22 protein-coding genes are annotated in these 23700 nt (G+C 73.6%); 10 read left to right on the top strand and 12 right to left on the bottom strand.

The features are described from left to right. Window positions 1-4: 4 nt before the first annotated feature. A complete protein-coding gene (locus ACQPZP_RS21495; RefSeq protein WP_433479385.1) occupies window positions 5-3241 on the bottom strand; it encodes a HEAT repeat domain-containing protein in 3237 nt (1078 codons plus the stop codon). A 159-nt stretch (window positions 3242-3400) separates the two neighbouring features. Here ACQPZP_RS21495 and mgrA point away from each other — a divergent pair, with 159 nt between their 5' ends. The 3 genes from mgrA to ACQPZP_RS21480 are packed head-to-tail and all read left to right on the top strand — an operon-like array spanning window position 3401 to window position 5229. Next, window positions 3401-4426, top strand: a complete 1026-nt coding sequence (gene mgrA, locus ACQPZP_RS21490; RefSeq protein ID WP_433479384.1) for an L-glyceraldehyde 3-phosphate reductase — start codon at window positions 3401-3403, stop codon at window positions 4424-4426. A 47-nt stretch (window positions 4427-4473) separates the two neighbouring features. Next, window positions 4474-4926 (top strand): YbhB/YbcL family Raf kinase inhibitor-like protein, encoded by a 453-nt coding sequence (locus ACQPZP_RS21485; RefSeq protein ID WP_433479383.1) that lies wholly within the window; start codon window positions 4474-4476, stop codon window positions 4924-4926. A 3-nt stretch (window positions 4927-4929) separates the two neighbouring features. Continuing rightward, entirely contained in the window at window positions 4930-5229 is a 300-nt protein-coding gene (locus ACQPZP_RS21480) for a DUF6343 family protein (protein ID WP_433479382.1), read from the top strand. A gap of 40 nt (window positions 5230-5269) precedes the next feature. On the opposite strand, the gene ACQPZP_RS21475 is transcribed toward ACQPZP_RS21480, so the two are convergent. Then, window positions 5270-6163, bottom strand: a complete 894-nt coding sequence (locus tag ACQPZP_RS21475; RefSeq protein ID WP_433479381.1) for a helix-turn-helix transcriptional regulator — start codon at window positions 6161-6163, stop codon at window positions 5270-5272. A 108-nt stretch (window positions 6164-6271) separates the two neighbouring features. On the opposite strand from ACQPZP_RS21475, the gene ACQPZP_RS21470 reads away from it, so the two are divergent. The 4 genes from ACQPZP_RS21470 to ACQPZP_RS21455 all read left to right on the top strand — a co-directional run bounded on the left by ACQPZP_RS21470 (window position 6272) and on the right by ACQPZP_RS21455 (window position 11065). Further along, complete coding sequence (locus tag ACQPZP_RS21470) at window positions 6272-7711, top strand: MFS transporter (protein ID WP_433479380.1); 1440 nt, start codon at window positions 6272-6274, stop codon at window positions 7709-7711. A 389-nt stretch (window positions 7712-8100) separates the two neighbouring features. Beyond that, window positions 8101-9123, top strand: coding sequence for a glycosyltransferase family 9 protein (locus ACQPZP_RS21465; protein ID WP_433479379.1), 1023 nt, complete (start codon window positions 8101-8103; stop codon window positions 9121-9123). After that, on the top strand, window positions 9120-10346 hold the full coding sequence (locus ACQPZP_RS21460; RefSeq protein ID WP_433479378.1) for a glycosyltransferase: 1227 nt from the start codon (window positions 9120-9122) through the stop codon (window positions 10344-10346). Before ACQPZP_RS21465 ends, ACQPZP_RS21460 begins: the two co-directional genes overlap by 4 nt. Then, entirely contained in the window at window positions 10346-11065 is a 720-nt protein-coding gene (locus ACQPZP_RS21455) for an SDR family oxidoreductase (protein ID WP_433479377.1), read from the top strand. Before ACQPZP_RS21460 ends, ACQPZP_RS21455 begins: the two co-directional genes overlap by 1 nt. Window positions 11066-11250: 185 nt before the next feature. Here ACQPZP_RS21455 and ACQPZP_RS21450 read toward each other — a convergent pair whose 3' ends face one another. The 4 genes from ACQPZP_RS21450 to ACQPZP_RS21435 form a co-directional block, all read right to left on the bottom strand. After that, window positions 11251-11613, bottom strand: a complete 363-nt coding sequence (locus tag ACQPZP_RS21450; RefSeq protein WP_433479376.1) for a fluoride efflux transporter FluC — start codon at window positions 11611-11613, stop codon at window positions 11251-11253. Next, complete coding sequence (locus tag ACQPZP_RS21445; protein ID WP_433469632.1) at window positions 11610-11960, bottom strand: DUF190 domain-containing protein; 351 nt, start codon at window positions 11958-11960, stop codon at window positions 11610-11612. The genes ACQPZP_RS21450 and ACQPZP_RS21445 overlap by 4 nt, the downstream gene beginning before the upstream one ends. Continuing rightward, window positions 11957-12436, bottom strand: a complete 480-nt coding sequence (locus ACQPZP_RS21440; protein WP_433479375.1) for a fluoride efflux transporter FluC — start codon at window positions 12434-12436, stop codon at window positions 11957-11959. The genes ACQPZP_RS21445 and ACQPZP_RS21440 overlap by 4 nt, the downstream gene beginning before the upstream one ends. Before the next feature lie 139 nt (window positions 12437-12575). Further along, entirely contained in the window at window positions 12576-13031 is a 456-nt protein-coding gene (locus ACQPZP_RS21435) for an SRPBCC family protein (RefSeq protein ID WP_433479374.1), read from the bottom strand. Between the two features lie 181 nt (window positions 13032-13212). On the opposite strand from ACQPZP_RS21435, the gene ACQPZP_RS21430 reads away from it, so the two are divergent. After that, window positions 13213-13998 carry a SigB/SigF/SigG family RNA polymerase sigma factor gene (locus tag ACQPZP_RS21430; RefSeq protein ID WP_433479373.1) on the top strand — a complete coding sequence of 262 codons (786 nt, stop codon included), beginning with the start codon at window positions 13213-13215 and terminating at the stop codon, window positions 13996-13998. Window positions 13999-14059: 61 nt separating this feature from the next. On the opposite strand, the gene ACQPZP_RS21425 is transcribed toward ACQPZP_RS21430, so the two are convergent. The 5 genes from ACQPZP_RS21425 to ACQPZP_RS21405 all read right to left on the bottom strand — a co-directional run bounded on the left by ACQPZP_RS21425 (window position 14060) and on the right by ACQPZP_RS21405 (window position 20042). Then, entirely contained in the window at window positions 14060-14920 is an 861-nt protein-coding gene (locus tag ACQPZP_RS21425) for a S1 family peptidase (protein WP_433479372.1), read from the bottom strand. 105 nt (window positions 14921-15025) lie between these two features. Continuing rightward, a complete protein-coding gene (gene glpK, locus ACQPZP_RS21420) occupies window positions 15026-16543 on the bottom strand; it encodes a glycerol kinase GlpK (protein WP_433479371.1) in 1518 nt (505 codons plus the stop codon). 26 nt (window positions 16544-16569) lie between these two features. Further along, a complete protein-coding gene (locus ACQPZP_RS21415; protein ID WP_433479370.1) occupies window positions 16570-17400 on the bottom strand; it encodes an MIP/aquaporin family protein in 831 nt (276 codons plus the stop codon). 192 nt (window positions 17401-17592) lie between these two features. Continuing rightward, a complete protein-coding gene (locus ACQPZP_RS21410; RefSeq protein WP_433479369.1) occupies window positions 17593-19272 on the bottom strand; it encodes a thiamine pyrophosphate-binding protein in 1680 nt (559 codons plus the stop codon). Beyond that, the gene (locus tag ACQPZP_RS21405) at window positions 19269-20042 is read right to left on the bottom strand and encodes a cyclase family protein (RefSeq protein ID WP_433479368.1); all 774 of its coding nucleotides are present in this window, start codon (window positions 20040-20042) and stop codon (window positions 19269-19271) included. Before ACQPZP_RS21405 ends, ACQPZP_RS21410 begins: the two co-directional genes overlap by 4 nt. A 217-nt stretch (window positions 20043-20259) precedes the next feature. Between ACQPZP_RS21405 and ACQPZP_RS21400 the strand changes: the two genes are divergently transcribed. Together ACQPZP_RS21400 and ACQPZP_RS21395 are read left to right on the top strand one after the other, a co-directional pair. Continuing rightward, on the top strand, window positions 20260-21399 hold the full coding sequence (locus ACQPZP_RS21400) for a serine hydrolase domain-containing protein (RefSeq protein ID WP_433479367.1): 1140 nt from the start codon (window positions 20260-20262) through the stop codon (window positions 21397-21399). Window positions 21400-21440: 41 nt separating this feature from the next. Continuing rightward, window positions 21441-22286 carry a siderophore-interacting protein gene (locus ACQPZP_RS21395; protein ID WP_433479366.1) on the top strand — a complete coding sequence of 282 codons (846 nt, stop codon included), beginning with the start codon at window positions 21441-21443 and terminating at the stop codon, window positions 22284-22286. 4 nt (window positions 22287-22290) lie between these two features. On the opposite strand, the gene ACQPZP_RS21390 is transcribed toward ACQPZP_RS21395, so the two are convergent. Next, complete coding sequence (locus ACQPZP_RS21390) at window positions 22291-23649, bottom strand: ABC1 kinase family protein (protein ID WP_433479365.1); 1359 nt, start codon at window positions 23647-23649, stop codon at window positions 22291-22293. Between the last annotated feature and the right edge of the window lie 51 nt (window positions 23650-23700).

Here is a 23700-nt window from a genome sequence, read left to right as displayed (position 1 = left end):
GTGCTCAGTGGTCGGGGATGACGTCCCACGCGTACTGGCGGACCTCCACGTGGGCGGACCGGCGCAGGCCGTCCAGGAGGTCCCGCCACTCGCCCGGCCACCCCGCGGCGGGACCGGCCGTCCGGACGACGCCGGCGGCGAGCAGCTGGGCCGCGAAGTCGTCCCGTCCGGCGAGCAGGCGGGCGGCGGGCAGCAGCCGCTCCGGGCCGCCGCCCGATCGCGCGCCGTGCCCGCCGATCGCGTTGACCAGCCTTCGCCCGGTGACCGTCGCGGCCAGCGCGGGGCGGTCGTGGAGCAGGTCCGCCAGGGCGCCGAGCTCGGCGGCCACCCGCTCCGCGGTGACGCCGTCCTCGGTCAGCCGCGCCGAGTCGAGCGCGACGTCCACCGCCTGGGCGACGTAGAGCGGATGTGCGGCCAGCATCCGGACCACGCGGCGGGCCAGCGGGGCGCTCCGGTGCCCGGACGGCAGCCTGCCGAAAAGGTGCGCGATGCCGACCGCCCTCGACCGCGCGCTGTCACCGGGTTCCGCCGCCAGCAGGGAGGAGAGCACGTCCAGCGCCTCGTCCCCGACGGTGCCGTCCCACACCAGGGCGCGCAGGATGGGGAGCTCGTCGTCGCCGGCGGGGTCCGCGGGATCCGCGATGGCGGCCAGGACGTCTCCGTATCCCTCCGCGTACCAGGGCGCCCAGGCCGCGAAGGGCTTCGCCGCCCGGAACCGGACGCCGGGGCCGTCCGCCGCCCTGCCCAGCCGCCGGACCAGCGCGGCATAGGCGGGGCGGTGCCGGGGCGCGTACTGCGACGGCTTCGCCTGGAAGAGCGTGCGGAACAGCAGCTCGCTCGCGTGGGGGCCCGCGGCGTCGGCGAGCGCGGCGATCGCGCGGGGATCCTCCGGCATGCGGCGCAGCGCGGCCGCGACCGCGACGCGCACGTCCCGGTGCAGGCCCGGGTCGTTCCATGCGCGCAGGAGGACGTCCGCGGCGTCCGGCGGCCGCAGCCGTTCGAGGAGCCGGGCGGCCTGCTTGCGGACGACCACCTTGGCGTCCGGCCCGGTCAGCGCCTCCGCCAGGATCGGGCCGAGCCTGGACGGCGGCACCGACGCGCTGCACGCCGCCATGGCCGCCACCGCCACCGCCGACCGCGCGGTCCGGGCATGGAGGAGAAGCTCGTCGAGGGCCTCTGCAGGGCGGTCGGTGGCCGCCATCGCCTCCACGGCCGCCTCGGCGAGGACCGGCTCGTCCTCCCGGCCCGCCCGGGACGCGAGATCCGGGAGACCGCCGGGAAACAGGCCGAGCGACAGCACCGCGTCGATTCTGGCGTCCACCGGGAGCCGCTCGTCCCTCGTCGCCGCGGCGAGGACCGCCCGGACGCGTCCGGCCTGGGCCGGGGTCCAGCGGCCCGCGTCCCGCGGCCCGACGTCCGGCACCCATTCCGCCGTCTCGAACCGTCCCGCCCGGTCACCGTCCAGGACGGGGACGAGGAGGTCCGTACGGCGGCGGGCGACGGCCTGCCAGACGCCGGGCAGGACGATCGCGGACGCGTCGGCGGCCAGTAGCTCCACGGCGCGTGCCTCGCGCCGTGCCGGGTCGGCCAGCCACAGCTCCGCCGCCTCGCGGGCCTGCGGGCCGGGCGCCTCCAGGGCAGCCTTCCGGAGGCCGTCCTGGACATCCGCCAGGGCGAACGCCCGCCGCCCGAGCGACCTGGCCAGCCCGACGACCACCGCGTGATCGTGCAGACGGGGGCGCAGGACGTCGAGGACGTCGCGTTCCCGGCCACGGGGAAGCACCCGGTCCAGACGATGATCGTCCAGGGCTTCGGCCCCGTGCCCGGCCACGAGGCGGCCGTAGACGCCGGCCGCCCACGCGACGAGCACCGGCGACGCCGCATGGGCGAGGACGCGGTCCGCCAGGTCGCGCAGCTTCCGGCGGGTGGCCGGCGAGGAGTCGCGCGCGCCGGCGGCCATGGCGGCGACCTCGTCCAGCGGCTCGGCGAGCGTGTCGTCCAGCAGCCCGACCGGCACGGACGCCAGGGCGCTGATCAGGACGGCCCTCAGCGGATCCCGCTCGTTCCGCGTGCGCTTCACCAGCTCGGCGACGATTCCGCGCAGGAGGGCGGGGTCGCCTGTGCGCGCCGTCAGTTCGACGAGCAGGACCCGGGCGAGCCCGCGGCGCCGCGGGTCTCCGCCGAACGCCGCCTCCCTGACGGGCCCGGCGGCCTCCGCATAGGGGAGATGGGCCGTGAGCTTCAGCGGGATGTCAGGGTCGTCCAGGCGGGACCGGGCCGAGTGCCACACCGAAGCGTGCCACTCCAGCATCCGGCGCGCCTCGCGCGCCGCCCGGTCCCGCGGCAGGAGCGCGAGCAGCGGGAACGCGTGCAGGCCCGGGAACCGGCCCTGTTCCACCGCGAGGTCGTAGACCGCGGCGCGCCGGCCCGGCGGCACGTGGACCAGGAAGTCCCGCAGCCAGTACGTGTCGGCCGGCAGGAACTCGCGGAGGTCCGGCAGCGGAAGCCGGCCCACGTTCTCGAAGTACGCGCGCGGAAAGCGGTTCCGGCGCCCGATGCGCCGCAGCACGCGGGCGGCCCGCACCGCGTCCGCCCTGAACAGCGCCGGGACGAGGGCGCGCGGGAGCCGCATCGCCGCCGCCCGTGAGCCGTTCCCCTCCAGCAGGTCCAGCAGGCCCGCCGGATCGTGCCGGACGAGCGCCGGCAGGCCGGCACCGCACCGGCGCCAGAAGGACGGTTCCCGCGCACGGTCACGGCCGCGGGCGAGGAACACGGCGGGATGGCGGGTGGCCAGGGCCCGCCACGCCGTGACGGCGTGTTCCAGTTCGGGAAGGAGCCGCGCGACCGTCTCGCCGGTGCACGCGGGCAGGAGCGCGGCGGCCTCCGGGTCGCCCCAGCGGGCCCGCACCTCCGGGAGGAGCCGGTCGGCGAGGGCCGCGCGGCGGGAGTGGCGGAGCATCTTGTAGAACGCGCGGCGCAGGGCGGCGGGCGCGTCGTCCAGCACGGCCGCGGCGGCGTCATCGGACACGGGCAGGGTGCGGACGGCCCGCAATGCCGCGCGTCTCAGCTCCATGCCGGGACCCGCGAGGACACCTTCGACATACGGGAGATCGCGCGCCGCCATGGCCATGTGCAGGGCGATGCGGCGCTCGTACCGTCCGCCTGCGGAAAGGCCCGCGAGAACGTCGCGGAGTTCGGGCGTCCCGGCGAGGCCGCGGGCGCGCAGTGCCAGTTCCCGCATGCGCTGCGAGGATGGCAGGGATTCGAAGGCCGGTTCCGGGACCGGCTCGATGGGGCTCAACGGCCCGGGCGGAGACCGCCCTTCCTGGAGATCATGAACTCGATGATGGCGGAACCGTGCCGCGTCCCGCAAGGCGGCCGCCCTGAGATACTCGCGACCATGACGTATGTGGCGGACGGTGAGCGGTATGAGCGGATCCCCTACCGGCGGTGCGGGCGCAGCGGGCTGCGGCTCCCGGCGATCTCGCTCGGGCTGTGGCACAACTTCGGCGACGACCGGCCGCTGGACGTCCAGCGGGCGATCCTGAGGCGCGCGTTCGACCTCGGCGTCACGCACTTCGACCTCGCCAACAACTACGGGCCGCCGTACGGGTCCGCGGAGACCAACTTCGGCCGGATCCTGCGCGAGGACCTCGCGCCGTACCGGGACGAGATCATCATCTCCACCAAGGCCGGGTACGACATGTGGCCCGGCCCGTACGGGGAGTGGGGGTCGCGCAAGTACCTGCTCGCCAGCCTCGACCAGTCGCTGCGCCGGATGGGCGTCGACTACGTCGACATCTTCTACAGCCACCGTTTCGACCCGGAGACGCCGCTGGAGGAGACGATGGGGGCGCTGGACCGGGCCGTCCGGTCCGGGAAGGCCCTGTACGCGGGGATCTCGTCCTACTCCCCCGAGCGCACGGCCGAGGCGGCGGCGATCCTGCGGGAGATGGGGACGCCGCTGCTGATCCACCAGCCGTCCTACTCGATGCTCAACCGCTGGATCGAGGGCGGGCTGCTCGACACGCTCGGCCGGGAGGGCGCCGGCTGCATCGCGTTCTCGCCGCTCGCCCAGGGGATGCTGTCCGACAGGTATCTCGACGGCGTTCCGGAGGGGTCGCGGGCCAGCAAGGGGACGTCGTTCTCCACCGGCCTGCTCACCGAGGAGAACCTGCGGCACGTCCGGACGCTCAACGAGATCGCCCAGGGGCGCGGGCAGTCGCTCGCCCAGATGGCGCTGGCCTGGTCGCTGCGGGACGGGCGGGTCACCTCGGCGCTGATCGGCGCGAGCGGCGTCCGGCAGCTGGAGGAGAACCTCGCGGCCCTCGGCCGGCTCGACTTCAGCGCGGACGAACTCGCCGCGATCGACCGGGACGCGGTCGAGGCGGGCATCAACATCTGGGCGGCCTCCAGCGCGGGGTGATCATGCCGGGGGCGCATTGACCGGGCAGGACGGGGCACGAGCAGCGCATGGAAGAGATGATGCTGCGGAGCGCCGCGTTCAGCGACCACACGCTCATGCCGTCCGAATACTCCCACGACAGCGGCGACGTCTCGCCGCCGCTGGAGTGGTCGCCGCCTCCCGAGGAGGTCGTGGAGCTCGCGCTGGCGTGCGAGGACCCGGACGCCCCGGCGGGCACGTTCGCGCACTGGCTGGTCGCGGGCATCGACCCGGTGACGACCGCGCTGGACGCCGGGGAGCGGCCCACCGGGGCCGTCGTCGGGCGCAACGACTTCGGCTCCGACGGGTACGGCGGGCCGAAGCCCCCCGCGGGCGACGACCCGCACCGGTACTTCTTCCGGCTCTACGGGCTGTCGCAGCCGTCCGGGCTGCGCGCCGGCTTCACCGCCGAGGACCTGCGCGCCGCCGTCCAGGAGAAGATCGTCGCGTCCGGGACGCTCGTCGGCACGTTCGCGAGGTGACCCGTGGGCGGCCCCGGCCGGGACGCCCACGGCCCGCCCGAGGACGAGGGGCGGGGCCCCGGGCCACCCGGGCCCGAGCCGCCGCGGCGGCCGCGCGGGAGCGAGCCGCTGACGGCGCGCAGCCCGCTGCGGCTGCGCGCGGTCCTGTCGGTGATCGCGCTGGTCGGGGCGGTGGCCGCCGCGATCCTGTTCACGCTGAAAGCGCAGGGGGACGGCTCCTGGGCCGCGGCGGGGATCTGCGCGGCGGTCGCCGTCATCGCCGCGGCCGACCTGGTGGTGATCGCCCGGCGTACCCGCATGTGAACCGGCGCCCGCATGCGAACCGGCCCGCGTGCGAACCGGCTCAGTGCCGGTGCTCGGGGGCGGCGGCCTCGGGATGGTCGAGCAGCCAGCCGATCCGCTCGCGGCTCTCCTCGTCGGTCGGCGTGTAGGCGACGAGCCGCGCGTCCGGCGACGCGGTGATGTCCATGCTCGTCGTGCGGGTCCGGATCTCCCCGACGGCGTGGTGCCGGAACACCTTGACGCTCGGACCCGGCAGCGCCACGTCGTGGGAGGCCCACAGCCGGGCGAACTGGGGGCTCACCGCCTGCAGCCGCCGGACGAGCTCCTTCCAGCCCGGCTCGTCGAGATGCCGGCTGTAGCGGTGCCGGAAGACGGCGACGTGGCCCGGCGCCGCCTCCTCCATGTTCACGACCGGGTTGCAGCACGGCGGCAGCGTGAACGCCATCCACATCGAGTTGCGCTCGCACGGCCGCGCCGTCACCACGTGCGGGAAGATCGCCGCGTAGGCGGAGTTCCAGGCGAGGATGTCGGAGCGGCCGTTGGCCACCGCCGCGGGCATCGGCACGAGCGCGTCCAGGATCGCCTGGACGTCCTCGGGCAGGGTCCCGGCCTCCTCGTCGACCGCGGCGTCGGGGACGTCCGCCAGCCGGTACAGGTGCTCGCGCTCGGCGCCGTCCAGCCGCAGGGTGCGGGCCACCGCCTCCAGCACCTGGGTGCTGGCGTTGATCGGACGGCCCTGCTCCAGCCACGTGTACCAGGTGACGCCGACCCCGGCGAGCTGGGCAACCTCCTCGCGGCGCAGGCCGGGCGTGCGGCGCCGCGGTCCCGGCGGCATCCCCACGTCCTCGGGCGTGATGCGCTCCCGCCTGCTGCGCAGGAACGCCGCCAGTTCGGTGCGGCGGCGCGGCCCGGCGCCGTTCCGGCGGGCCGTGGCCGTGGTGTCCACGCTCGTCATCGTCACTCCCCCAGCCTGCCTCCGGCCGGCGTCCGCTGCCAGGTGCTGTCAGTACCAGTATCGACAGGCTCTCGTTACTGGTACTGCTCCGGCCGCAAGCTCGTACACATGACACAGACAACCGATCTGCGTGGGATTGTTCCCGAACGGGGATCGCGGAACGGGTCCGGCGGCGTCGCGCTCGCCGTCATCCTGCTCGGCCAGTTCATGGCCATCCTCGACGTCAACATCGTCAACGTGGCGCTGCCGACGATGCGCGTGGACCTGCACGCCTCCGGCGCCGGGCTGCAACTCGTCGTGGCGGGCTACATCATCTCCTACGCCGTACTGCTGATCACGGGGGCGCGGCTCGGCGACCTGGCGGGCCACCGCCGCATGTTCCACGTCGGCCTCGCCTCGTTCACGGTGGCGTCCCTGGCGTGCGGGCTGGCGCCGACGACCGGGACGCTGGTGGTGTTCCGGTTCGTGCAGGGCGTCGGCGCCGCGATGCTGACGCCCCAGGTGATGTCGATGATCCAGCGGAGCTTCACCGGCGCCGCCCGGGCGCGGGCGCTCGGGATCTACTCGGCGGTGATCGCGGGCGGCGTGGTCGTGGGGCAGGCCGCAGGGGGCCTGCTGGTCAGCGCGGACCTGTTCGGCACCGGCTGGCGGACCGTGTTCCTCGTCAACGTGCCGATCGGCGTGGCGCTGCTGCTCGCGAGCCCGCGCGTCGTGCCGCGCGACGAGACCTCGCACCGCACGGGCGGGCTGGGGGCCGAACTGGACGTCCCGGGACTGCTCACGCTGGCCCCGGCGGTGCTGCTGTTCGTCGTCCCGCTGATCATGGGGCACGAGCTGGGCTGGCCGCTGTGGGGCTGGGCGTCGCTGGCCGCGAGCGCCGTGTTCATGGCCGCCTTCACCGCCGTGGAGCGGCGCGTCGCGGCCTCCGGCGGGCGGCCGCTGATCTCGCCGCGGGTACTGCGCGCCCCGCTGCTGCTCCCGGCCTGCGTCGCGATGGTGTTCGGGCCGGGCAGCTGGGGAGCGTTCCTGTTCACCACGACCCTGCACCTGCAGGGCGACATGAGGCTGTCCCCGCTGGAGTCGGGGCTGGCGTTCGTGCCGTGCGTCACCGCGTTCGCGCTGGTCGGGCTGAACTGGCAGCGGCTGCCCGCCCGCTGGCACGGGCGCCTCATCCCGGCCGGGTTCGCGGTCGCCGCGGCGGGCTACCTGTGCGTCGGCCCGCTCGCGGGCGGCGGCGTGCCCTACGAGACGCTCACCGTGATCATCGGCTTCGGGCTCGGCGTGATGCCGATCATCATGACGACCGCGCTGCGGCACGTGGCGCCCGAGGACGCCGCGGACGCCAGCGGGCTGCTGCTCACGCTGATGCAGCTCGCCCAGGTGATCGGCATCGCCACCATCGGGACGCTGTTCCTCACCCTGGCCGAGTCGAGCGGCTCCACCCGGCACGCCGAGTACGGCACCGGCTGGGCGCTCGCCGGCGCGGCGCTGCTGGGCGCCCTGTGCGCGCTGTCGCTGGGGCGCGGCCGGACGACGGCCAAGCACTGAACGACCGGGACGACCGGCACCCGTCCGGCCTCAGCCCGCGCGGTCGCGCGGGCTGAGGCCTATGAAACGCCCAGTACCCGCCGTTTTCCGCTCCATATGCGCGAACGCCGTATGAACTGGCACTTCGTCTACCGGCGACTTTTCTGACTTCGGAGTTTAGGTCCGCGCTGCTCGGCAATGTCGAAATCACCTATGGGGGATCCATTTCGCCGGTGATCGCCGGAAGCCGATGCCTACGACGCAGGCATCACCCCCACCTCGCGAACGCCGTACCTGAACCGAACGCCGTGCCTGACGGGGGCTCCCATGCGCCTGCTCGGAAACAACGCGATCTCCTCTGATCCGGCGGACACCGCCGCCGGGCTCGTCCCCGGCGGCGGACGGCGCCGATGAGAGTCCTCGTCGCGCGCCAGGACAACATCGGCGACGTGCTGCTCGCCGGCCCCGCCGTCCGGGCGGTCGCCGAAGGCGCCGACGAGGTCGTGCTGCTGTGCGGGCCGCGCGGCCGCGCCGCCGCCGACATGCTCCCGGGCGTGGACGGCGTCATCGAGTGGCGCGCCCCCTGGATCGAACCCGGCCACGTGCCCGTGGAGCAGACCGCGATCGACCGCCTCACCCGCAGGCTCGAAGGCTTCGACCGGGCGCTGATCCTCACCTCCTTCCACCAGTCGCCGCTGCCGCTCGCGCTGCTGCTGCGGCTCGCCGGGACGCCCTGGATCGGCGGCATCGGCGACGACTATCCGGGGTCGCTGCTCGACCTGCGGCACCGGCCCGACACCGACCTGCCCGAGCCGCTCCGGATGCTCGCCCTGGCGGAGGACGCCGGGTTCCCGTCCCTGGCCGACACCCGGCTGCGGGTCCGGGGCCCGCTGCCCGGCACCGGTCACCTCACCGGCGGCCCCGGATATGTGGTGCTGCACCCGGGCACGTCGGTTCCCGCGCGCGCCTGGCCGCCGGGGCATTGCGCCGAGGCCGTGCGGCTGCTGGCGGCGGCAGGGCACCGGGTCGTCGTGACCGGCCATGCCGACGAGAAGGACCTCACCGCGTTCGTCGCCGGAGAGGACGGTCTCGACCTCGGCGGACGCACCAGCCTGCCCGAACTGGCATCCGTGCTGGAAGGCGCCCGCGCACTCGTCGCCGGCAACACCGGCCCCGCGCATCTGGCGGCGGCCGTCGGCACGCCCGTGGTGTCGCTGTTCGCGCCCACCGTCCCGGCCGCCCGGTGGGCGCCGTTCGGCGTCCCGATGGCGCTGCTCGGCGACCAGCGGGCCCCGTGCCGGGACACCAGCGCACGCGAGTGCCCGGTGGACGGCCACCCGTGCCTGTCGTCCGTCCCCGCCGACGAGGTCGCCGCCACCGTGGAGATCGTCGCCAAAGCCCCACCCGCAACCCAGGAGGTGCCCGCGCGATGAAGATAGCCATGATCTCCGAGCACGCCGGCCCCCTCGCCGCCAAGCGCGGCCCCGCGGAGCACAGATCGGGCGGGGCCGGCGGCGGGCTGAACGTGTTCGTCGCGGAACTGGCCACCGAACTCGGCCGCCAAGGGCACTACGTCACCGTCTACACACGCCGGGACGCGCCCGTCCTCCCCGAGCGGGTCCGGCTCGCTCCCGGCGTGACCGTGGAGCACGTCCCCGCGGGCCCGGCCGAGCACATCGCCAGGGACGACCTGCTCCCCTGGACGCACGACTTCGGGACCCATCTGGAGCGGCGCTGGGCCACCGACCCGCCCGACGTGGCGCACGCGCACTTCTGGATGAGCGGACTCGCCGCGATCCAGGCCGCACAGGCGGCCGGGGCGTCGCGCGTGCCGGTGGTGCAGACCTACCACACGCTCGGCACCGCCGAGCGGCGCCACCACGGCGGCAAGGACACCGGCCCCGCCTCGCGCGTCCGGCTGGAACGCGCGATCGGGCGCGCCGCCGACACCGTCATCGCCGCCTGCTCGGACGAGATCGTCGAGCTGACCGCGATGGGAATCCCCCGCGACCGCGTCCACGTGGTGCCTTGCGGGGTGGACCTGAACCTCTTCACGTCCGACGGCCGCCTCTCCGGCGGACACGGCGGGCACCGGCTCGTGGTGGTGTCGCGGCTCGTCGAGCACAAGGGCGTCGACACCGCGATCCGCGCACTCGCGCACCTGCCGGGCGCCGAGCTCGCGGTCGCGGGCGGGCCGCCGCACGGCGACCTGGACGGTGACCCCGAGGTGCGCCGGCTGCGTGAGGTGGCGCGCGACGCGGGCGTCGACGGACGGGTGGAGTTTCTCGGCCGGCAAGACCACGACGAGGTGCCGCCGCTACTGCGCTCGGCGAGCCTGGTCGTCGCCCTGCCCTCGTACGAACCGTTCGGCATGGTGCCGCTGGAGGCCATGGCATGCGGCGTCCCCGTGGTGGCGACCGCCGTCGGCGGGCATCTCGACACCGTCGTGGACGGCGTCACCGGCACGCTCGTCCGGCCGCGGGACCCGGAGGGGGCGGCCGCGGCGGTCAGGGCGCTGCTGGACGACCCGGCGAGGCGGGCCGCGATGGGGTTCGCGGGAAGCGACCGGGCACGCGAACGCCACTCGTGGGCGCGCGTCGCCGCCGACACGGCCGAGGCCTACCGGCACGCCGCGCTGAGCGAGGTACCCGCCTGATGACCGCGCAGAGCCCCGTCCATCACGAAGGGAAACGCGTCATGAACGTCCTCATCACCGGCGGTGCCTCCGGACTCGGCGCGGCCGTCGCACGCAGGGTCGCCGACGAAGGCGGCCGGCCCCTCGTCCTCGACCGGCACCCGCCGAAGGACGAGTTCGAGCACATGCAGGCCGACCTCGCCGACCGCCGGTGCGCCGAGCGCGCCGTGCACGGCCTGGCGCGCGCCGCGGGCGGGCTGAACGCGGTCGTCACCGCCGCGGGCATCGACGCGTGCGGGCCGCTGGGCGACGTTCCCGCCGAGGACTGGGAGCGGGTCGTCCAGGTGAATCTGCTCGGCACCGCCGCCGTCGTCCGCGCCGCGCTCCCCTACCTGGAGAACGAGCCGCACGGACGGATCGTCACGGTCGCCTCCACGCTCGGCTTCAGGGCCGTGGGCGACGCCACCGCGTACTGCGCGTCCAGCTTCGGCGTCGTCGGGTTCACCCGGGCGCTCGCCGCGGAGATGGCCGGGAAGGTCGCCGTCACCATGGTCGTGCCCGGCGGGATGGACACCGCGTTCTTCGACGATCGCGCCGACAGGTACAAGCCGGCGCCGGACGCCGAGCTGAGCCGCCCCGAGGATGTGGCCGCGACCGTCGTGTTCGCGCTCTCCCAGCCGACGGGCTGCGAGGTGCGCGAGCTGGTCGTCTGCCCCTCGCGGGAGCCGTCGTGGCCGTGACGGCCTTACCGGCGGTGTGCTCGGCGTGAGATGCGGCTCTGCCCGATCGGTGACAGTCCAAACACCTACCGGTTTACCGAAAGGCCCGGTTGGGCAGAGTCATCTCGCGGCCCACTCGCGAGCTCGGAGCCAAGTGCCCCGAACTGCGAGCCTGGGCCGCACCAGGCGTCCGGACGGCTGCGGCGTCACCCCGGGACGGCATGCGCGATCGCCATCCCGCAGTAGGCCGCGCCGAGCCCGGCGACGATGCCCGCCGCCGCGTTGAGCACCGCGTAGAAGCGTGCTCCGTCCTCGGCGAGGCGCAGCGTCTCGTAGCCGAACGTGGAATACGTGCTCAACGCGCCGCAGAAGCCGGTCCCGGCGAAGGCCATCACGCCGCGGCCCGCCGGCAGCGCCGCCAGCAGGCCGAGCAGGAACGACCCGGCGACGTTCACGGTGAACGTCCCCCAGGGGAACACCGAGTCGTGCCGCGCCTGGACGGCGCGATCGGTGAGGTAGCGCAGTGGAGCTCCGAGGGCCGCGCCCAGGGCGATCAGCAGGACGGTCACTCGCCGTCCCCCGCGCCGCGGCCGGTGTAGCGGATCACCTCGACCGGGTCGATGATCACCAGTCCCTCCGCCACGAGCTCGTCCAGCTGCGGCAGGAACTCGCGGATCTTCCGCTCCGCGTCGACGATGACGATCACCATCGGCAGGTCCTCCGACAGCGACAGGATCCGCGAGGTGTGGATGCGGCTGGAAGCCCCGTACCCCTCGCAGCCCCGCAGGACGCTGGCGCCGGCCAGTCCCGCCCGGTGCGCGCGGTGCACGATCTCGGTGTACAGCGGTTTGCGGTTCCACCGGTCGCTCTCGCCGACGAAGATGCTGAGGCGGAGCGCGGGCCCCTGGATTCTCATGGCCGCTCCCTGTGGCGCGGGCGGGTCGACAGGCGGGCGAGACGTACGCCCGCGAAGACGGCCGCGAGCGCGGCCACGAGCGTTCCGGCGAGGTACGACAGTCCCACGAGCGGCGCGCCGGCGGCCACCGCATCCTGGATGTCGACCACGTAGGTCGAGAACGTGGTGAAGCCTCCGAGCACCCCCACGCCGAGGAACGGCCGCACGAGCGGGTGCACCCGCCAGGTCTCGGTGACGAGCACCATCAGCGCCCCGATGGCGAGGCAGCCCGACACGTTCACCAGGAACACCACCCAGGGGAACTCCCCGGCCCGGTACGGGAACGCACTGCTCAGCCCGTAACGCGCGAGCGCCCCGAGCACCCCGCCCGCCGCGACCGCCGCGAGGATCCGCCATGGCGCCCGGCGCAGTTCGAAACGCCGGCGCGGAACGCTCAGATCGACATCGGGATCGACGGGACGGCCGGTCACGGGCACGGCACACTCCTACCAGTAGCGCTGACGTTCACCGGTAGGGACCGTTGGCGGATCACCTCCGCGGTTCACCCCGTCTCGGGCACGGCGGGCCCCACCGCCGCGTCCCCGCTCCCCGGGGCACGGCCGAGTTTACGGCACGTCAGCGGCCGTCCATCCGCTCGCCCCGGCCGGCGATCCGGGCGCCGCGGGTCTCGACGAAGGTCTTGAAACGGCGCAGGTCGCCCTTGAGGCGGTGGGTGAGGGCGCCGAAGCGGTCGCCGGCCCGCTCGGCGAATCCCTCCGGATCGATCTCCAGCTGGACGGTCACGCGGGTGGTGGTGTCGTCCAGGCGGTGGAAGGTCACCACGCCGGCGTGCATGGGGCCGTCCAGCGACCTCCAGGAGACGCGTTCGTCCGGCAGCCGCTCGGTGATCCGCGCGTTGAACTCACGGGTGACGCCGGCGATCCGGGTCGTCCAGCGCAGGGTGGTGTCGTCGAGGCGGCGGACCTCCTCGACGCCGTCCATGAACCGCGGGAACGTCTCGAACCGCGTCCACTGGTCGTAGGCGGTGCGGATCGGGACGGTGACGTTGACGGACTCGGTGATCGTGCTCACGGCTCACCTCCTGTCTCACCTCCGGCGCCATGGAACGCCGTTCCCCGTGAGGCCGGTTCGATTCCCGGCGACCCGGGCGAGCGCGCGGCGGTCGTGTGACCCTGCGATCGCCGGGTAAAGGGACGGCACCGAGCGATCGCCCCCGCCCTCGCCGGCCTCGTCCGCAAAGGAGACCACCCGCATGACGTCGGCGCAGTCCACCCGGTTCGACGACGGACAGACCGAGATCCTCCTCGCGGAGATGAACCGGCTCTCCCAGGAGGATCCCCGGCGGGAACGGCTGCGGGAGCGCATCGTGGACAGGCACGCGTCGCTGATCCGGGGCGTGGCGCGCCGGTACGCCGACCGCGGCGAGCCGCTGGACGACCTTCGGCAGGTCGCCTATCTCGGGCTGGTCAAGGCCATCAACCGGTTCGATCCCGCGGTCGGGGACCGGTTCGTCACCTATGCGTATCCGGTGGTGACCGGGGAGGTGAAGCGGCACTTCCGCGACAAGACGTGGGGCGTCCGGGTGTCGCGCCGCATTCAGGAGCTGCGCCCGGTCCTGCAGCGCACCGTCCAGGAGTTCACCCGCGAGCACGGCCGCTCCCCCACGACCACGGAGACCGCGGCGCTCATGGACATCACCGAGGAGGAGACGGTCGAGGTCATCATCGCCTGCGACGCCTACCGGCCGCTGTCCCTGGAGGCGCCCGCCGACGGGTCGCGGAACGCCGACAACGGCACGGTCGGCGAGTACCTCGGCTCGGACGACCCGGCCCTGGACGCCTTCGTCGACGGCCACGCCCTCGCCCCCCTGATCGACGACCTGCCCGAGCGCGAGCGGACGATCCTGCTGCTGCGGTTCTTCGGCAACAAGACCCAGACGCAGATCGCCGAGCAGATCGGCCTGTCCCAGATGCACGTGTCCCGCCTGCTGCGGGCCACCCTCGACCGGCTCCGCGCCGGCCTGCTGACGGAACGGTGACCGGGCCCGTCCAGGTGGAACGGCACCTCGTGCTCGGCGACCGGCGGCCGTCACGCGCCGGTCAGGGCTTGGGGAGCGCGCACGCCTTGCCCAGCACGACGTCGTTGCCCTTGCCGAGGCAGCGGGCGAGCAGGTACGTCTGCTGGCCGTAGTGGCTGCCGTGGCGGACGGTGACGTTGCCGCTGCGGTCGACCTCGCAGGGGTTGTTGAGCGTGCAGCGCTCACCGTCGTCGTTGCCGGTGTTGTTGATGCCGACGACGTGGCGGGTCCGGACGTCGATGACCGGCGACCCGGACGTGCCGTGGATCGTCTGGCACTCCTGCCTGTAGCGGATGGAGTCCTTCCACGTCCATCCGGCCTCGCGCAGCCGGTAGACGGTCGCGTCGGTCTTGCAGCCGTAGATCGTCCGCCAGTAGCCGGACACGACCCGGATCTCCGTCCCGTCGTGCGGCCTTGCCGTCGACAGCCGCAGCGCGGGAATCCCGTACTTCTTCTGGATCGCGGCGTAGGTCGTGTTCAGCCGGTAGACCGTCACGTCGGTGTCGGTCATGGTCGCGTACTCGACCTTGGTGGCCTGGAGGGTGCCGAGGCTCTTCTTGCCCGCGCGGTCGAGGAGCGTGAACGTGCGGGACGACTTCTGGTCCACGACGACCTGGCCGGCCTCGGGCATGCCCGACTCCAGGCAGTGCCCGTTGGTCAGCACCAGGGCCGCGTCGGTGTCCCGCGACTGCGGGCCGCGCACGAGGGAGCCCGAGCAGTTGCTGAGCGCGACGATCCCGGTGAAGTCGATCTCCGCCCGGTGGGTCCGGGGCGCCTGCTGCGCGGGAGCGGCCTGGGCGGCCGCGGTGGCGAACGTCGCGGCGCCCGCGACGGTGAACGTCCCGGCGGCGGTGAGGGCTGCTGCGGCGAGGCGGCTGGGCATGCGGATCCTCTCGGGCGGGCCGGCGAGACGCTCCGGCGGTGACGACGCTGTCCCGCCGGATGCTAGATCATCTCGACCCGCCGGAGAAGGACCGCCGCGGTGCGGTCAGTCGACCTCCACCCAGCCGTAGGTGCGTTCGACCGCCTTCTTCCATCCCGCGTAACCGTGCTGCCGTTTGTCCTCGTCCCAGGTGGGTTGCCAGCGTTTGTCCTCGTTCCAGTTCTGGCGGAGTTCGTCGGTGGTGTTCCAGAAGCCGACGGCCAGGCCGGCGGCGTAGGCGGCGCCCAGGGCGGTGGTCTCGGCCACGACGGGCCGCGAGACCGGGACGCCCAGGATGTCGGCCTGCATCTGCATGCACAGCTCGTTCTGGGTCACACCGCCGTCGACCTTGAGGACGTCCAGCGAGACGCCGGAGTCCTCGCGCATCGCCTCGACGACGTCGCGGGACTGGTAGCAGATCGCTTCGAGCGTGGCGCGGGCCAGGTGGGCGTTGGTGTTGAACCGCGACAGCCCCACGATCGCGCCCCGGGCGTCCGACCGCCAGTAGGGCGCGAACAGGCCGGAGAACGCCGGGACGAAGTACACGCCGCCGTTGTCGTCCACCTGCCGGGCCAGCGCTTCGCTCTGCGCCGCACCGGCGATGATGCCGAGTTGGTCGCGCAGCCACTGCACGGCCGACCCGGTCACCGCGATCGACCCCTCCAGCGCGTACACGGGCGCGCGGTCGCCGAACTTGTAGCAGACGGTGGTGAGCATCCCGGCCTTCGACCGGACGAGTTCCTCACCCGTGTTGAGCAGGAGGAAGTTGCCGGTGCCGTAGGTGTTCTTGGCCTCGCCGGGCGAGAAGCACACCTGCCCGACCGTCGCGGCCTGCTGGTCGCCGAGGATGCCGGTCAGCGGCACCTCGCCGCCGAGCGGGCCGTCCACGCGGCTCGTCCCGTACGGTTCGGGCGCCGAGGAGGGCTTGATCTCGGGCAGCATGGAGCGCGGGATGCCGAAGAAGGACAGGAGTTCGTCGTCCCAGTCGAGGGTCTCCAGGTCCATCAGCATGGTGCGGCTGGCGTTGGTGGGGTCGGTGACGTGCACCCCGCCGTCCACGCCGCCGGTCAGATTCCACAGCACCCACGTGTCGATGTTGCCGAAGACCGCGTCGCCGTTCTCGGCGGCCTCGCGGACCCCGTCCACGTTCTCCAGGATCCACTGCACCTTGCCGCCCGAGAAGTACGTCGCGGGCGGCAGGCCCGCGCGGTGCCGGATCGTCCTGCCCCTGCCGTCGCGCTCCAGCGCGGAGGCGATGCGGTCGGTGCGGGTGTCCTGCCAGACGATCGCGTTGTAGTAGGGCCGGCCGGTGCGCCGGTTCCACACCACCGTCGTCTCGCGCTGGTTGGTGATGCCGAACGCGGCCAGGTCGCTGTGGCTCAGGTTCGCGCTGTTCAGCGTGCTCTGGATGACCGCGCGGGTGCGTTCCCAGATCTCGGTGGGATTGTGCTCGACCCAGCCGGCCTGCGGCAGGATCTGCTCGTGTTCGAGCTGGTGGCGGGCGACCTCGTTGCCGCCGTGGTCGAAGATCATGAAGCGGCTGCTGGTCGTGCCCTGGTCGAGCGCTCCGACGAAGTCGGCCATGGTCTCTCCTTTTCTGCGTGACCCCGTCAGGGAACGTCGTACTCCGGTTCGGGCTTGAGCCCGCCGGGGCCCTCCTCCTCTTCGGGGATGTTCCGGCCGACGAGCAGGAGGTAGAGCCCGGCGCCGAGCACGCCGCCGATGAACGGGCCCACGATCGGCACCCAGAAGTAGAGGTCGCCGTACTGATCTCGCCACGCCGTGCTGTAGCCGGTCAGGTACTGCGCGAGCCGCGGCCCGAGGTCGCGGGCCGGGTTGATCGCGTAGCCGGCGTCGGTGCCCCACGCCATCCCGATCCCCACCACCAGCAGGCCGATGATGAACGGGCCGAGGTTGGCCAGCGGCGGCGCGTTGCGCAGGTCGGTGAGGGCGAGGACGACGAACAGCAGGATCGCGGTACCGATCACCTGGTCGCGGAACGCGCCCCAGGTGTGGATCGGGAGGGCCCCATTGCCGGGCAGCGTGGAGAACACGAACTGCGACTTGATCGTCAGGTCGGGATCGAACTTGTGCAGGACCTCGGTGTAGTCCCACCGGACGATCAGCGCGGCCACGAAGGCCCCGAGCCACTGGGCGAACCAGAACGGGACGACCTTGCGCCAGGGGAACCCCTTGAACACGGCGAGCGCGAGCGTCACGGCGGGGTTGATGTGCCCGCCGCTCATCCGCGCGGAGACGTAGACGCCCAGCGTCACGCCGATGCCCCATGCCCAGGCGATGCTGTCGTGGTCGCCCAGCGTGCCGTCGCTGGCGACGACCTGAGCGACGACGCCCACGCCGAACAGGATGAGGATCATCGTGCCCGCGAACTCCGCCAGCATCTCCCCGGCGAGCTCGGGCACCCTCGGCCGGCGCGTCATGTCCCCTCCTCCCGGGTGTGCGGCATCAGACACAGCCGCCGCGAACCTGTGTACGCCCGACAAAACGGGTCAATTGCCGAATACCGGCAACGTCGGCACTTTGCGCCGCCCATGGACACCCCCCGGAAGATGATCACACTCCGATCGTTACCCGGTGAGCGCGTCGCTACACAGCGTTGCCGCAGGTCGCCGCTAGTGACCGCGGAACGCCTCCGCCAGCCACCAGGCCGGATGCCCCCGGGTGACCTTGGCGTCCACGACCATCGGCCGGTCCCGCGGGCCGGCCAGCCAGTCGGCCACCGCGGCGAGGTCGGCGCGGCGCCGGACGGTCGCCGCCGCGCAGCCGAAGCCGCGTCCGATGGCGGCCAGGTCGGCGGGCGGGAAGGTGACGGTGTCCAGCGGGTGCCCGCCGGGCCCGAAATGGTGCACCTCCGCCCCGTACGCCTCGTCGTCGTAGACGAGCACGAGCAGCCCCAGCCCGAGCCGGACGGCCGTCTCCAGCTCCGCGACGGACATCAGCACGCCGCCGTCGCCGAGCGCGGCGACCGTCAGCCGCCCGGGACGGGCCACCGCGGCGCCGATCGCGGTGGCGAGGCCGAGGCCGACGGACTGGAACGCCTGGGTGAACACCAGCCCGTCGCCGTCGGGGACGTCCAGGAACATCGCCGGGTAGCCCATGAAGTTGCCGGAGTCGACGGCGACCGTGCGCTCGCGCGGCAGCATCTCGTCGAGGGCGATCGTCAGCGTCCGCGGGTCGATGCGGGGGCCGCCGTCCTCCTCCTTGGCCTCGGGATGCTCCTCGTACGGGACGTCCTGCCAGCGGCCCTCCCGGGCGAGCCGCTCCGCCACCTCGGGCGTGCGGTACCCGGTGGCCCGGTGCCCGCGCGCCGCCAGCTCGGCTTCGGCGGCCCGCGCGGTCTCGGCGGCGTCGCCGATGAGGCCGAGGTCGACCGGGCGGTGCGCGCCGAGGGCCCGGGCGTCCACGTCGACCTGCACGACCCTGGCATTCCGGTCGATGAGCGCGCCGTGCCGCGTCGTCCACATGTTCAGCGAGCAGCCCCACCCGACGATCAGGTCGGCGCCGCGGATCAGCTCCGCGGCGGCGGGAGTGGCGAACCCGCCGCTGACGTCCAGGGCGAACGGATCGCCGGCGAACAGGCCGCGGGCGACGGCCGACGTCGCCGGCAGCGCCCCGCAGCGCCCGGCGAGCTCGCTGAGAGCGTCGCGGGCGCCCGCCTGCCGCGCGCCGCGCCCGGCGATGAACACCGGCCGCTCCGCCGCCTGGAGCGCGTCGGCGAGACTCGCGATCGCGGCCGGCGGCGGCACCGGCAGCGGCGGCACCCGCCCGGGCCGCCGTCCCGCGGTCCGGCCCGCCTCGTCCGGGAGGTCGGCGCTCTGGACGTCCAGCGGCAGACCGAGCAGGACGGTGCGGCGCTCGGCGACCGCCGTCCGGCATGCGCGCGTGACGTCGGCCAGTGCGGTCTGCGGGGAGTGGACCCGCTCGGGGACCGCCCCGACCGCGGCGGCGATCGCCGCCTGGTCGACGCGGAAGTTGGAGCGGACCGCGGCGGCGGCCACCTCGCCCGCGACGACCAGCAGCGGCGTGCGGCTCTTGGCCGCCTCGGCGATGCCGGTGAGTGCGTTGGTGAGGCCCGGCCCCTGGTGGACGGTCACGACGCCGAGGCCGCCGCTCACCCGCGCGTAGGCGTCGGCCATGGTGGCGGCGCCGGCCTCGTGCCGGGCGGCGACGAACCGCGCCCCGCCCGCGACGAGCGCGTTCGTGACATGGAAGTTGCCGCTGCCGACGACGCCGAAGACGGTGCCGGCGCCGAGCCGCGCGAGGGCCTGCCCCACGGCCTCCGCGACGTTCATCGCTCGATCAGCGCGAGCACGCGGGCGGGGCTGCCCGAACCGCCGACGATGGGCAGCGGCGAGGCGAGCAGCACGGCGCCGCGGGCGGGGAGCCGGTCGAGGTTGCGCAGCTGGGTGAGGCCGTATTTGCCGGCACCGAGGAAGTAGGAGTGGCAGGGGAACGGCGGCTCGAACCCGTGGGCGGCGCCCGCGTCGGTGCCGACGGTCTCCACGCCGAGGCCCAGGACGGGCGTCTCCTCGGCGAGCCAGCGTGCGCACTCGGCCGAGATCCCCGGCGTGTGCGGGCCGTTCTCGCCGGCGTTGAGGAAGGTGTCCTGGTCCGCGGAGCGGGCGTCCCAGCCCGTCCGGTAGAGCAGCCAGCCGCCGTCCGGGAGCGGGCCGTGCGCCGCCTCCCAGTCGCGGACGTGGTCGATCTCCAGCAGGAAGTCGGGATCGGCGGCGGCGTGCGCCGACGCGTCCAGGACCACGGCGGGCGCGACGAGGCGGCCGGGCGGGACCTGCGACACGTCCTCGCCGTCGCGGCCGGTCGCCCAGTGCACGGGGGCGTCGAAGTGGGTGCCGACGTGCTCGCCGGTCTCGATGTCGTTCCAGTACCAGGCGGGCCCGCGGTCGTCGTACCGGCTGATCTCCCTCAGCCGGAACGGGACGGTGTTGGCGAACGGCTCCGGCAACTGCAGGATCGGGGTCCGCTCCGAGAGCGGCGCGGTCAGATCGACGATCTCCACCGAGCCGTCGGCGACGGCGGTGAGCAACTGGGCGAGCACGGACATCGTTCCTCCGGCGGCGGCACGGGCGGCTGAGGGGGTCGCGCGACTCCATGAACGTATCGCAAAAGGATCTGTTCGGAGGGTCACCCGGCGCAGGCCGGGGGCGTTCACGGAAACCACGTCCGGGCCCGGATTTCGTCGGCTTTCCACATGGACGGAACGGCGCGGTTCGATCACCATCGGTGCGGAACCCCGCCGTCCCCGCCCCCACGGAGGTCCCATGCGCCGCAGGCCCTGGACGCTCGCGCTCGCCGCAGCCGCCGTCACCGCCGCACTCGCCGCTCCCCCGGCGTCCGCCGCTCCCCGCCCGCCGGCACCGCCCGCGCCACCGCCCGCCTCCGTCACCGGACGCTCGGCCGGCTTCGACCCGCTGGTCCCCTCGTCCGACCCCGTCGACCTGCGGGAGGCGCATCGGCCGCTGCCGGTCACCTACACCTACGCGGGCCGGAAGCACACGCTGGACGACTACCTCGCCCGGACGGGAACCCAGGGATTCGTCGTTCTGGACGGCCGGGACATCGTCTTCGAGCGTTACGTCGCGGCCGGCCGCGACAGCCTGTTCCAGTCGTGGTCGATGGCGAAGTCGTTCACCTCGGCCGCGGTCGGCATCGCCCTGGGCGAGGGCTTCATCGACTCGATCGACGACCCGGTCACGAAATACGTCCCGGAACTGAAGGGCTCCGGATACGACGGCGTCTCGCTGCGGAACCTGCTGCGGATGTCGTCGGGCATCAAGTGGACGGAGACCTACGACGTCCCGCCCGTGCACGTCGCCGCCAGCCTGGGGTATCCGCTCACCGAACTGGCCCGGCAGCGGAAGCGCGGCTGGGAGCCCGGGACGAGGTTCGAGTACACCAGCATGAACTCGTTCGTCCTCTCCTGGGTGGTGGCCAAGGCGACCGGGGTCCCGTATCACGCCTACGTCCAGAAGAAGATCTGGGGCCCGGCCGGGATGGCGTCCAAGGCGTACCTCGGCAACGACTCCAACGGCAACAGCATGGGGTACTGCTGCTACTACGCCACCGACCGCGACTTCGCGCGGTTCGGCCTGCTCTACCTGAACGGCGGGAAGGCGAACGGGCGCCAGGTCGTCCCCGCCTCCTGGGTGGCGCTGTCGACGCGCCCGTCCGCCCCGTTCAACCAGGGGTACGGCCTGCACTGGTGGCTAGGCGAGCACGGCGACTTCTCCGCCAGCGGCCTCGGCGGCCAGCTCATCTGGGTCTCGCCCCGGTACGGCGTCGTCATCGTCAAGTCGACCCTCGCCACCGTCCTCGGCGGCGAGGAGACCGACGCCGCGTTCGAGGCGGTCGCGGCCGAGGTGGCGCGGACCCGGAACAAATCGATCACCTTCGCCGGTTAGGCTTACCTAAGTAAGTGTTCCGGATCATCGGAGGGGACCGCATGGCGACTGAACCGGCACGCAGGGGACGCAGGCTCCACCGGGGCACGGTGCTGCGCACCGAGCGCCTCACGCCGCACATGATCCGCGTGGTCGTCGGAGGCGAGGGGCTCGCCGCGTTCGGCGCGGGCGAGTTCACCGACCACTACGTGAAGCTGCTGTTCCCGCAGCCGGGCGTCGAGTACCCCGAGCCGTTCGACATGGAGAGGGTCCGCGCGGAGCTGCCGCGCGAGCAGTGGCCGAGCACGCGGACCTACACCGTCCGCGCGTGGGACCCCGATGCCGGCGAGCTGACCATCGACTTCGTCTACCACGGCGACGAGGGCCTCGCGGGCCCCTGGGCGGCGAACGCCCGGCCGGGCGAGGAGATCTTCTTCAACGGGCCGGGCGGCGCCTACGCGCCGAGCGAGGACGCCGGCTGGCACCTGCTCGCCGGTGACGAGAGCGCCCTGCCGGCGATCGCCACCGCGCTCGAACGCATCCCGCGAGGCGTGCCCGCCCGCGTGTTCGTCGAGGTGGCCGGTCCCGAGGAGGAGCAGGAGCTGCCGACGCGCGGCGACGCGGAGATCGTGTGGCTCCACCGGGGCGCCGGGCAGATCGGCGATCTGCTGGTCGAGGCCGTCCAGAAGCTGGACTTCCCGGACGGGGAGGTGCACGCCTTCGTCCACGGCGAGGCCAACTTCGTCAAGGCGCTCCGGCGCCACCTGCGGGTCGAGCGCGGCCTGCCCATGGACCGCCTGTCCATCTCCGGCTACTGGCGCCGCGGCCGCGACGAGGACGGCTGGCAGTCCACCAAGCGCGACTGGAACCAGCAGGTGGAGCAGGAGGAGGCCGAAGCCCTGGGCTAGCGGGTCAGGCGGTGGCCTGGGTCTCGGTGTCCAGGTCGGGGCCGTCGTCGTCGGCGAAGCCGGGGAGCCAGCGTTCGGCCTCGGCACGGAAGGGGCCCTCGGCCTCCAGCTGGCAGAGGACGCCGCCGCACCCGGAGAGGGCGCGGCTGACGGCGAGGTATTGCGGGGGCAGCCGGAAGGCGCGGGCCAGGGCGCCGGGGCGCAGGTCGGACGCGAGCCCGAAACCGCGCGCGGTCTGCTCGCGGAGCCATTCGCGGGAGTAGCGGAAGCGCTCCACGGCGAACGGGGCCGCGTGCGGGGCGACGAGGGCGGCGACCTCCTCGGGGTCCACCTCCGCGTCCGGGGCGAGGAAGCCCTCCTCGCAGAGGGCGTCCACGATGTCGTCGGGATCGCCGAGGGTCCCGATGCGCAGCAGCCGGCCGATCGACCACTGGAGCTCGGCGGGCACGCGGGCGGCGCCGCCGAAGTCCATGACGCCGAGACGGCCGTCGTCCAGCAGCCGGAAGTTGCCCGGATGCGGGTCGATGTGGATCATCTCGCAGCGGGCCGGGCCGGACAGCAGGAAGCGGAACAGCAGCAGGCCTGCGCGGTCCCGGCTGTCCTGGTCGCCGTGGGCGATGACCCAGGCGAGCGGGGTGCCGTCCAGCCACTCGGTGACCAGCACGTTGCCCGCCTGCGCGACGACCGCGGGGACGACGAAGTCGGGGTCGCCCGCGTAGGCGTCGTGGAAGGCGGTCTGCGCGCGGGCCTCGTCGACGTAGTCGAGTTCCTTCTCCAGCCGCCGTTTGAGGTCGGCGATGACCGGTTTGACCTCGACGCCGGGGAACAGGGGCGTGAAGAGGCGGCTGAGGCGGGAGATCTGGTTGAAGTCGCTCATCACCGCCTGGGCGGCGCCGGGGTACTGGACCTTCACGGCGACCGCGCGGCCGTCGTGCCAGACGGCCTTGTGGACCTGGCCGATGGACGCGGCGGCGGCCGGCCGGTCGTCGAACTCGGCGAACCGCTCGCGCCAGTCCTCGCCGAGGCCTTCGGCGAGGACCTTGTGGGTGGTGGCGGCGGGCATGGGCGGCGCCGCCTCCTGGAGCCGGGTCAGGCTGGCGCGGAACGGCCCGGCGATCTCCTCGGGCAGCCCGGCCTCGAAGATCGACAGCAGCTGGCCGACCTTCATGGCGCCGCCCTTCAGCTCGCCGAGCACGGCGAACAGCTGCTCGGCGGTCCGGCGCTGGACCTCCAGCGCGACGGCCTCGGCGGGGCGGCCGATCGTCCGCTTGCCGAAGCCGAGGGCGGTGCGCCCGGCGAACCCGAGCGGGAGGGTCGCCAGCTTGGCGGTGCGCGTCACCGCGCGGCGGGGGATGTCACTCACGGCCCGGCCGTCCCTCTTTCGACGATGCGTCCAATGACTTCAGCCTCTCAC

It is taken from the genome of Spirillospora sp. CA-142024 (assembly GCF_050942325.1).
Taxonomy (GTDB): Bacteria; Actinomycetota; Actinomycetes; order Streptosporangiales; family Streptosporangiaceae; genus Spirillospora.
The sequence above is the reverse complement of the archived record's forward strand: the minus strand, read 5'-3'. Positions and strand labels throughout refer to the sequence as shown.

What these genes read in the sequence shown, in the direction of transcription:
- ACQPZP_RS21495 (WP_433479385.1), bottom strand. Translation starts at nt 3,241, where the DNA reads ATGCGGGAACTGGCACTGCGCGCCCGCGGCCTCGCCGGGACGCCCGAA.
- mgrA (WP_433479384.1), top strand. Translation starts at nt 3,401, where the DNA reads ATGACGTATGTGGCGGACGGTGAGCGGTATGAGCGGATCCCCTACCGG.
- ACQPZP_RS21485 (WP_433479383.1), top strand. Translation starts at nt 4,474, where the DNA reads ATGGAAGAGATGATGCTGCGGAGCGCCGCGTTCAGCGACCACACGCTC.
- ACQPZP_RS21475 (WP_433479381.1), bottom strand. Translation starts at nt 6,163, where the DNA reads ATGACGAGCGTGGACACCACGGCCACGGCCCGCCGGAACGGCGCCGGG.
- ACQPZP_RS21470 (WP_433479380.1), top strand. Translation starts at nt 6,272, where the DNA reads ATGACACAGACAACCGATCTGCGTGGGATTGTTCCCGAACGGGGATCG.
- ACQPZP_RS21465 (WP_433479379.1), top strand. Translation starts at nt 8,101, where the DNA reads ATGAGAGTCCTCGTCGCGCGCCAGGACAACATCGGCGACGTGCTGCTC.
- ACQPZP_RS21460 (WP_433479378.1), top strand. Translation starts at nt 9,120, where the DNA reads ATGAAGATAGCCATGATCTCCGAGCACGCCGGCCCCCTCGCCGCCAAG.
- ACQPZP_RS21455 (WP_433479377.1), top strand. Translation starts at nt 10,346, where the DNA reads ATGACCGCGCAGAGCCCCGTCCATCACGAAGGGAAACGCGTCATGAAC.
- ACQPZP_RS21445 (WP_433469632.1), bottom strand. Translation starts at nt 11,960, where the DNA reads ATGAGAATCCAGGGGCCCGCGCTCCGCCTCAGCATCTTCGTCGGCGAG.
- ACQPZP_RS21430 (WP_433479373.1), top strand. Translation starts at nt 13,213, where the DNA reads ATGACGTCGGCGCAGTCCACCCGGTTCGACGACGGACAGACCGAGATC.
- ACQPZP_RS21425 (WP_433479372.1), bottom strand. Translation starts at nt 14,920, where the DNA reads ATGCCCAGCCGCCTCGCCGCAGCAGCCCTCACCGCCGCCGGGACGTTC.
- glpK (WP_433479371.1), bottom strand. Translation starts at nt 16,543, where the DNA reads ATGGCCGACTTCGTCGGAGCGCTCGACCAGGGCACGACCAGCAGCCGC.
- ACQPZP_RS21415 (WP_433479370.1), bottom strand. Translation starts at nt 17,400, where the DNA reads ATGACGCGCCGGCCGAGGGTGCCCGAGCTCGCCGGGGAGATGCTGGCG.
- ACQPZP_RS21410 (WP_433479369.1), bottom strand. Translation starts at nt 19,272, where the DNA reads ATGAACGTCGCGGAGGCCGTGGGGCAGGCCCTCGCGCGGCTCGGCGCC.
- ACQPZP_RS21405 (WP_433479368.1), bottom strand. Translation starts at nt 20,042, where the DNA reads ATGTCCGTGCTCGCCCAGTTGCTCACCGCCGTCGCCGACGGCTCGGTG.
- ACQPZP_RS21400 (WP_433479367.1), top strand. Translation starts at nt 20,260, where the DNA reads ATGCGCCGCAGGCCCTGGACGCTCGCGCTCGCCGCAGCCGCCGTCACC.
- ACQPZP_RS21395 (WP_433479366.1), top strand. Translation starts at nt 21,441, where the DNA reads ATGGCGACTGAACCGGCACGCAGGGGACGCAGGCTCCACCGGGGCACG.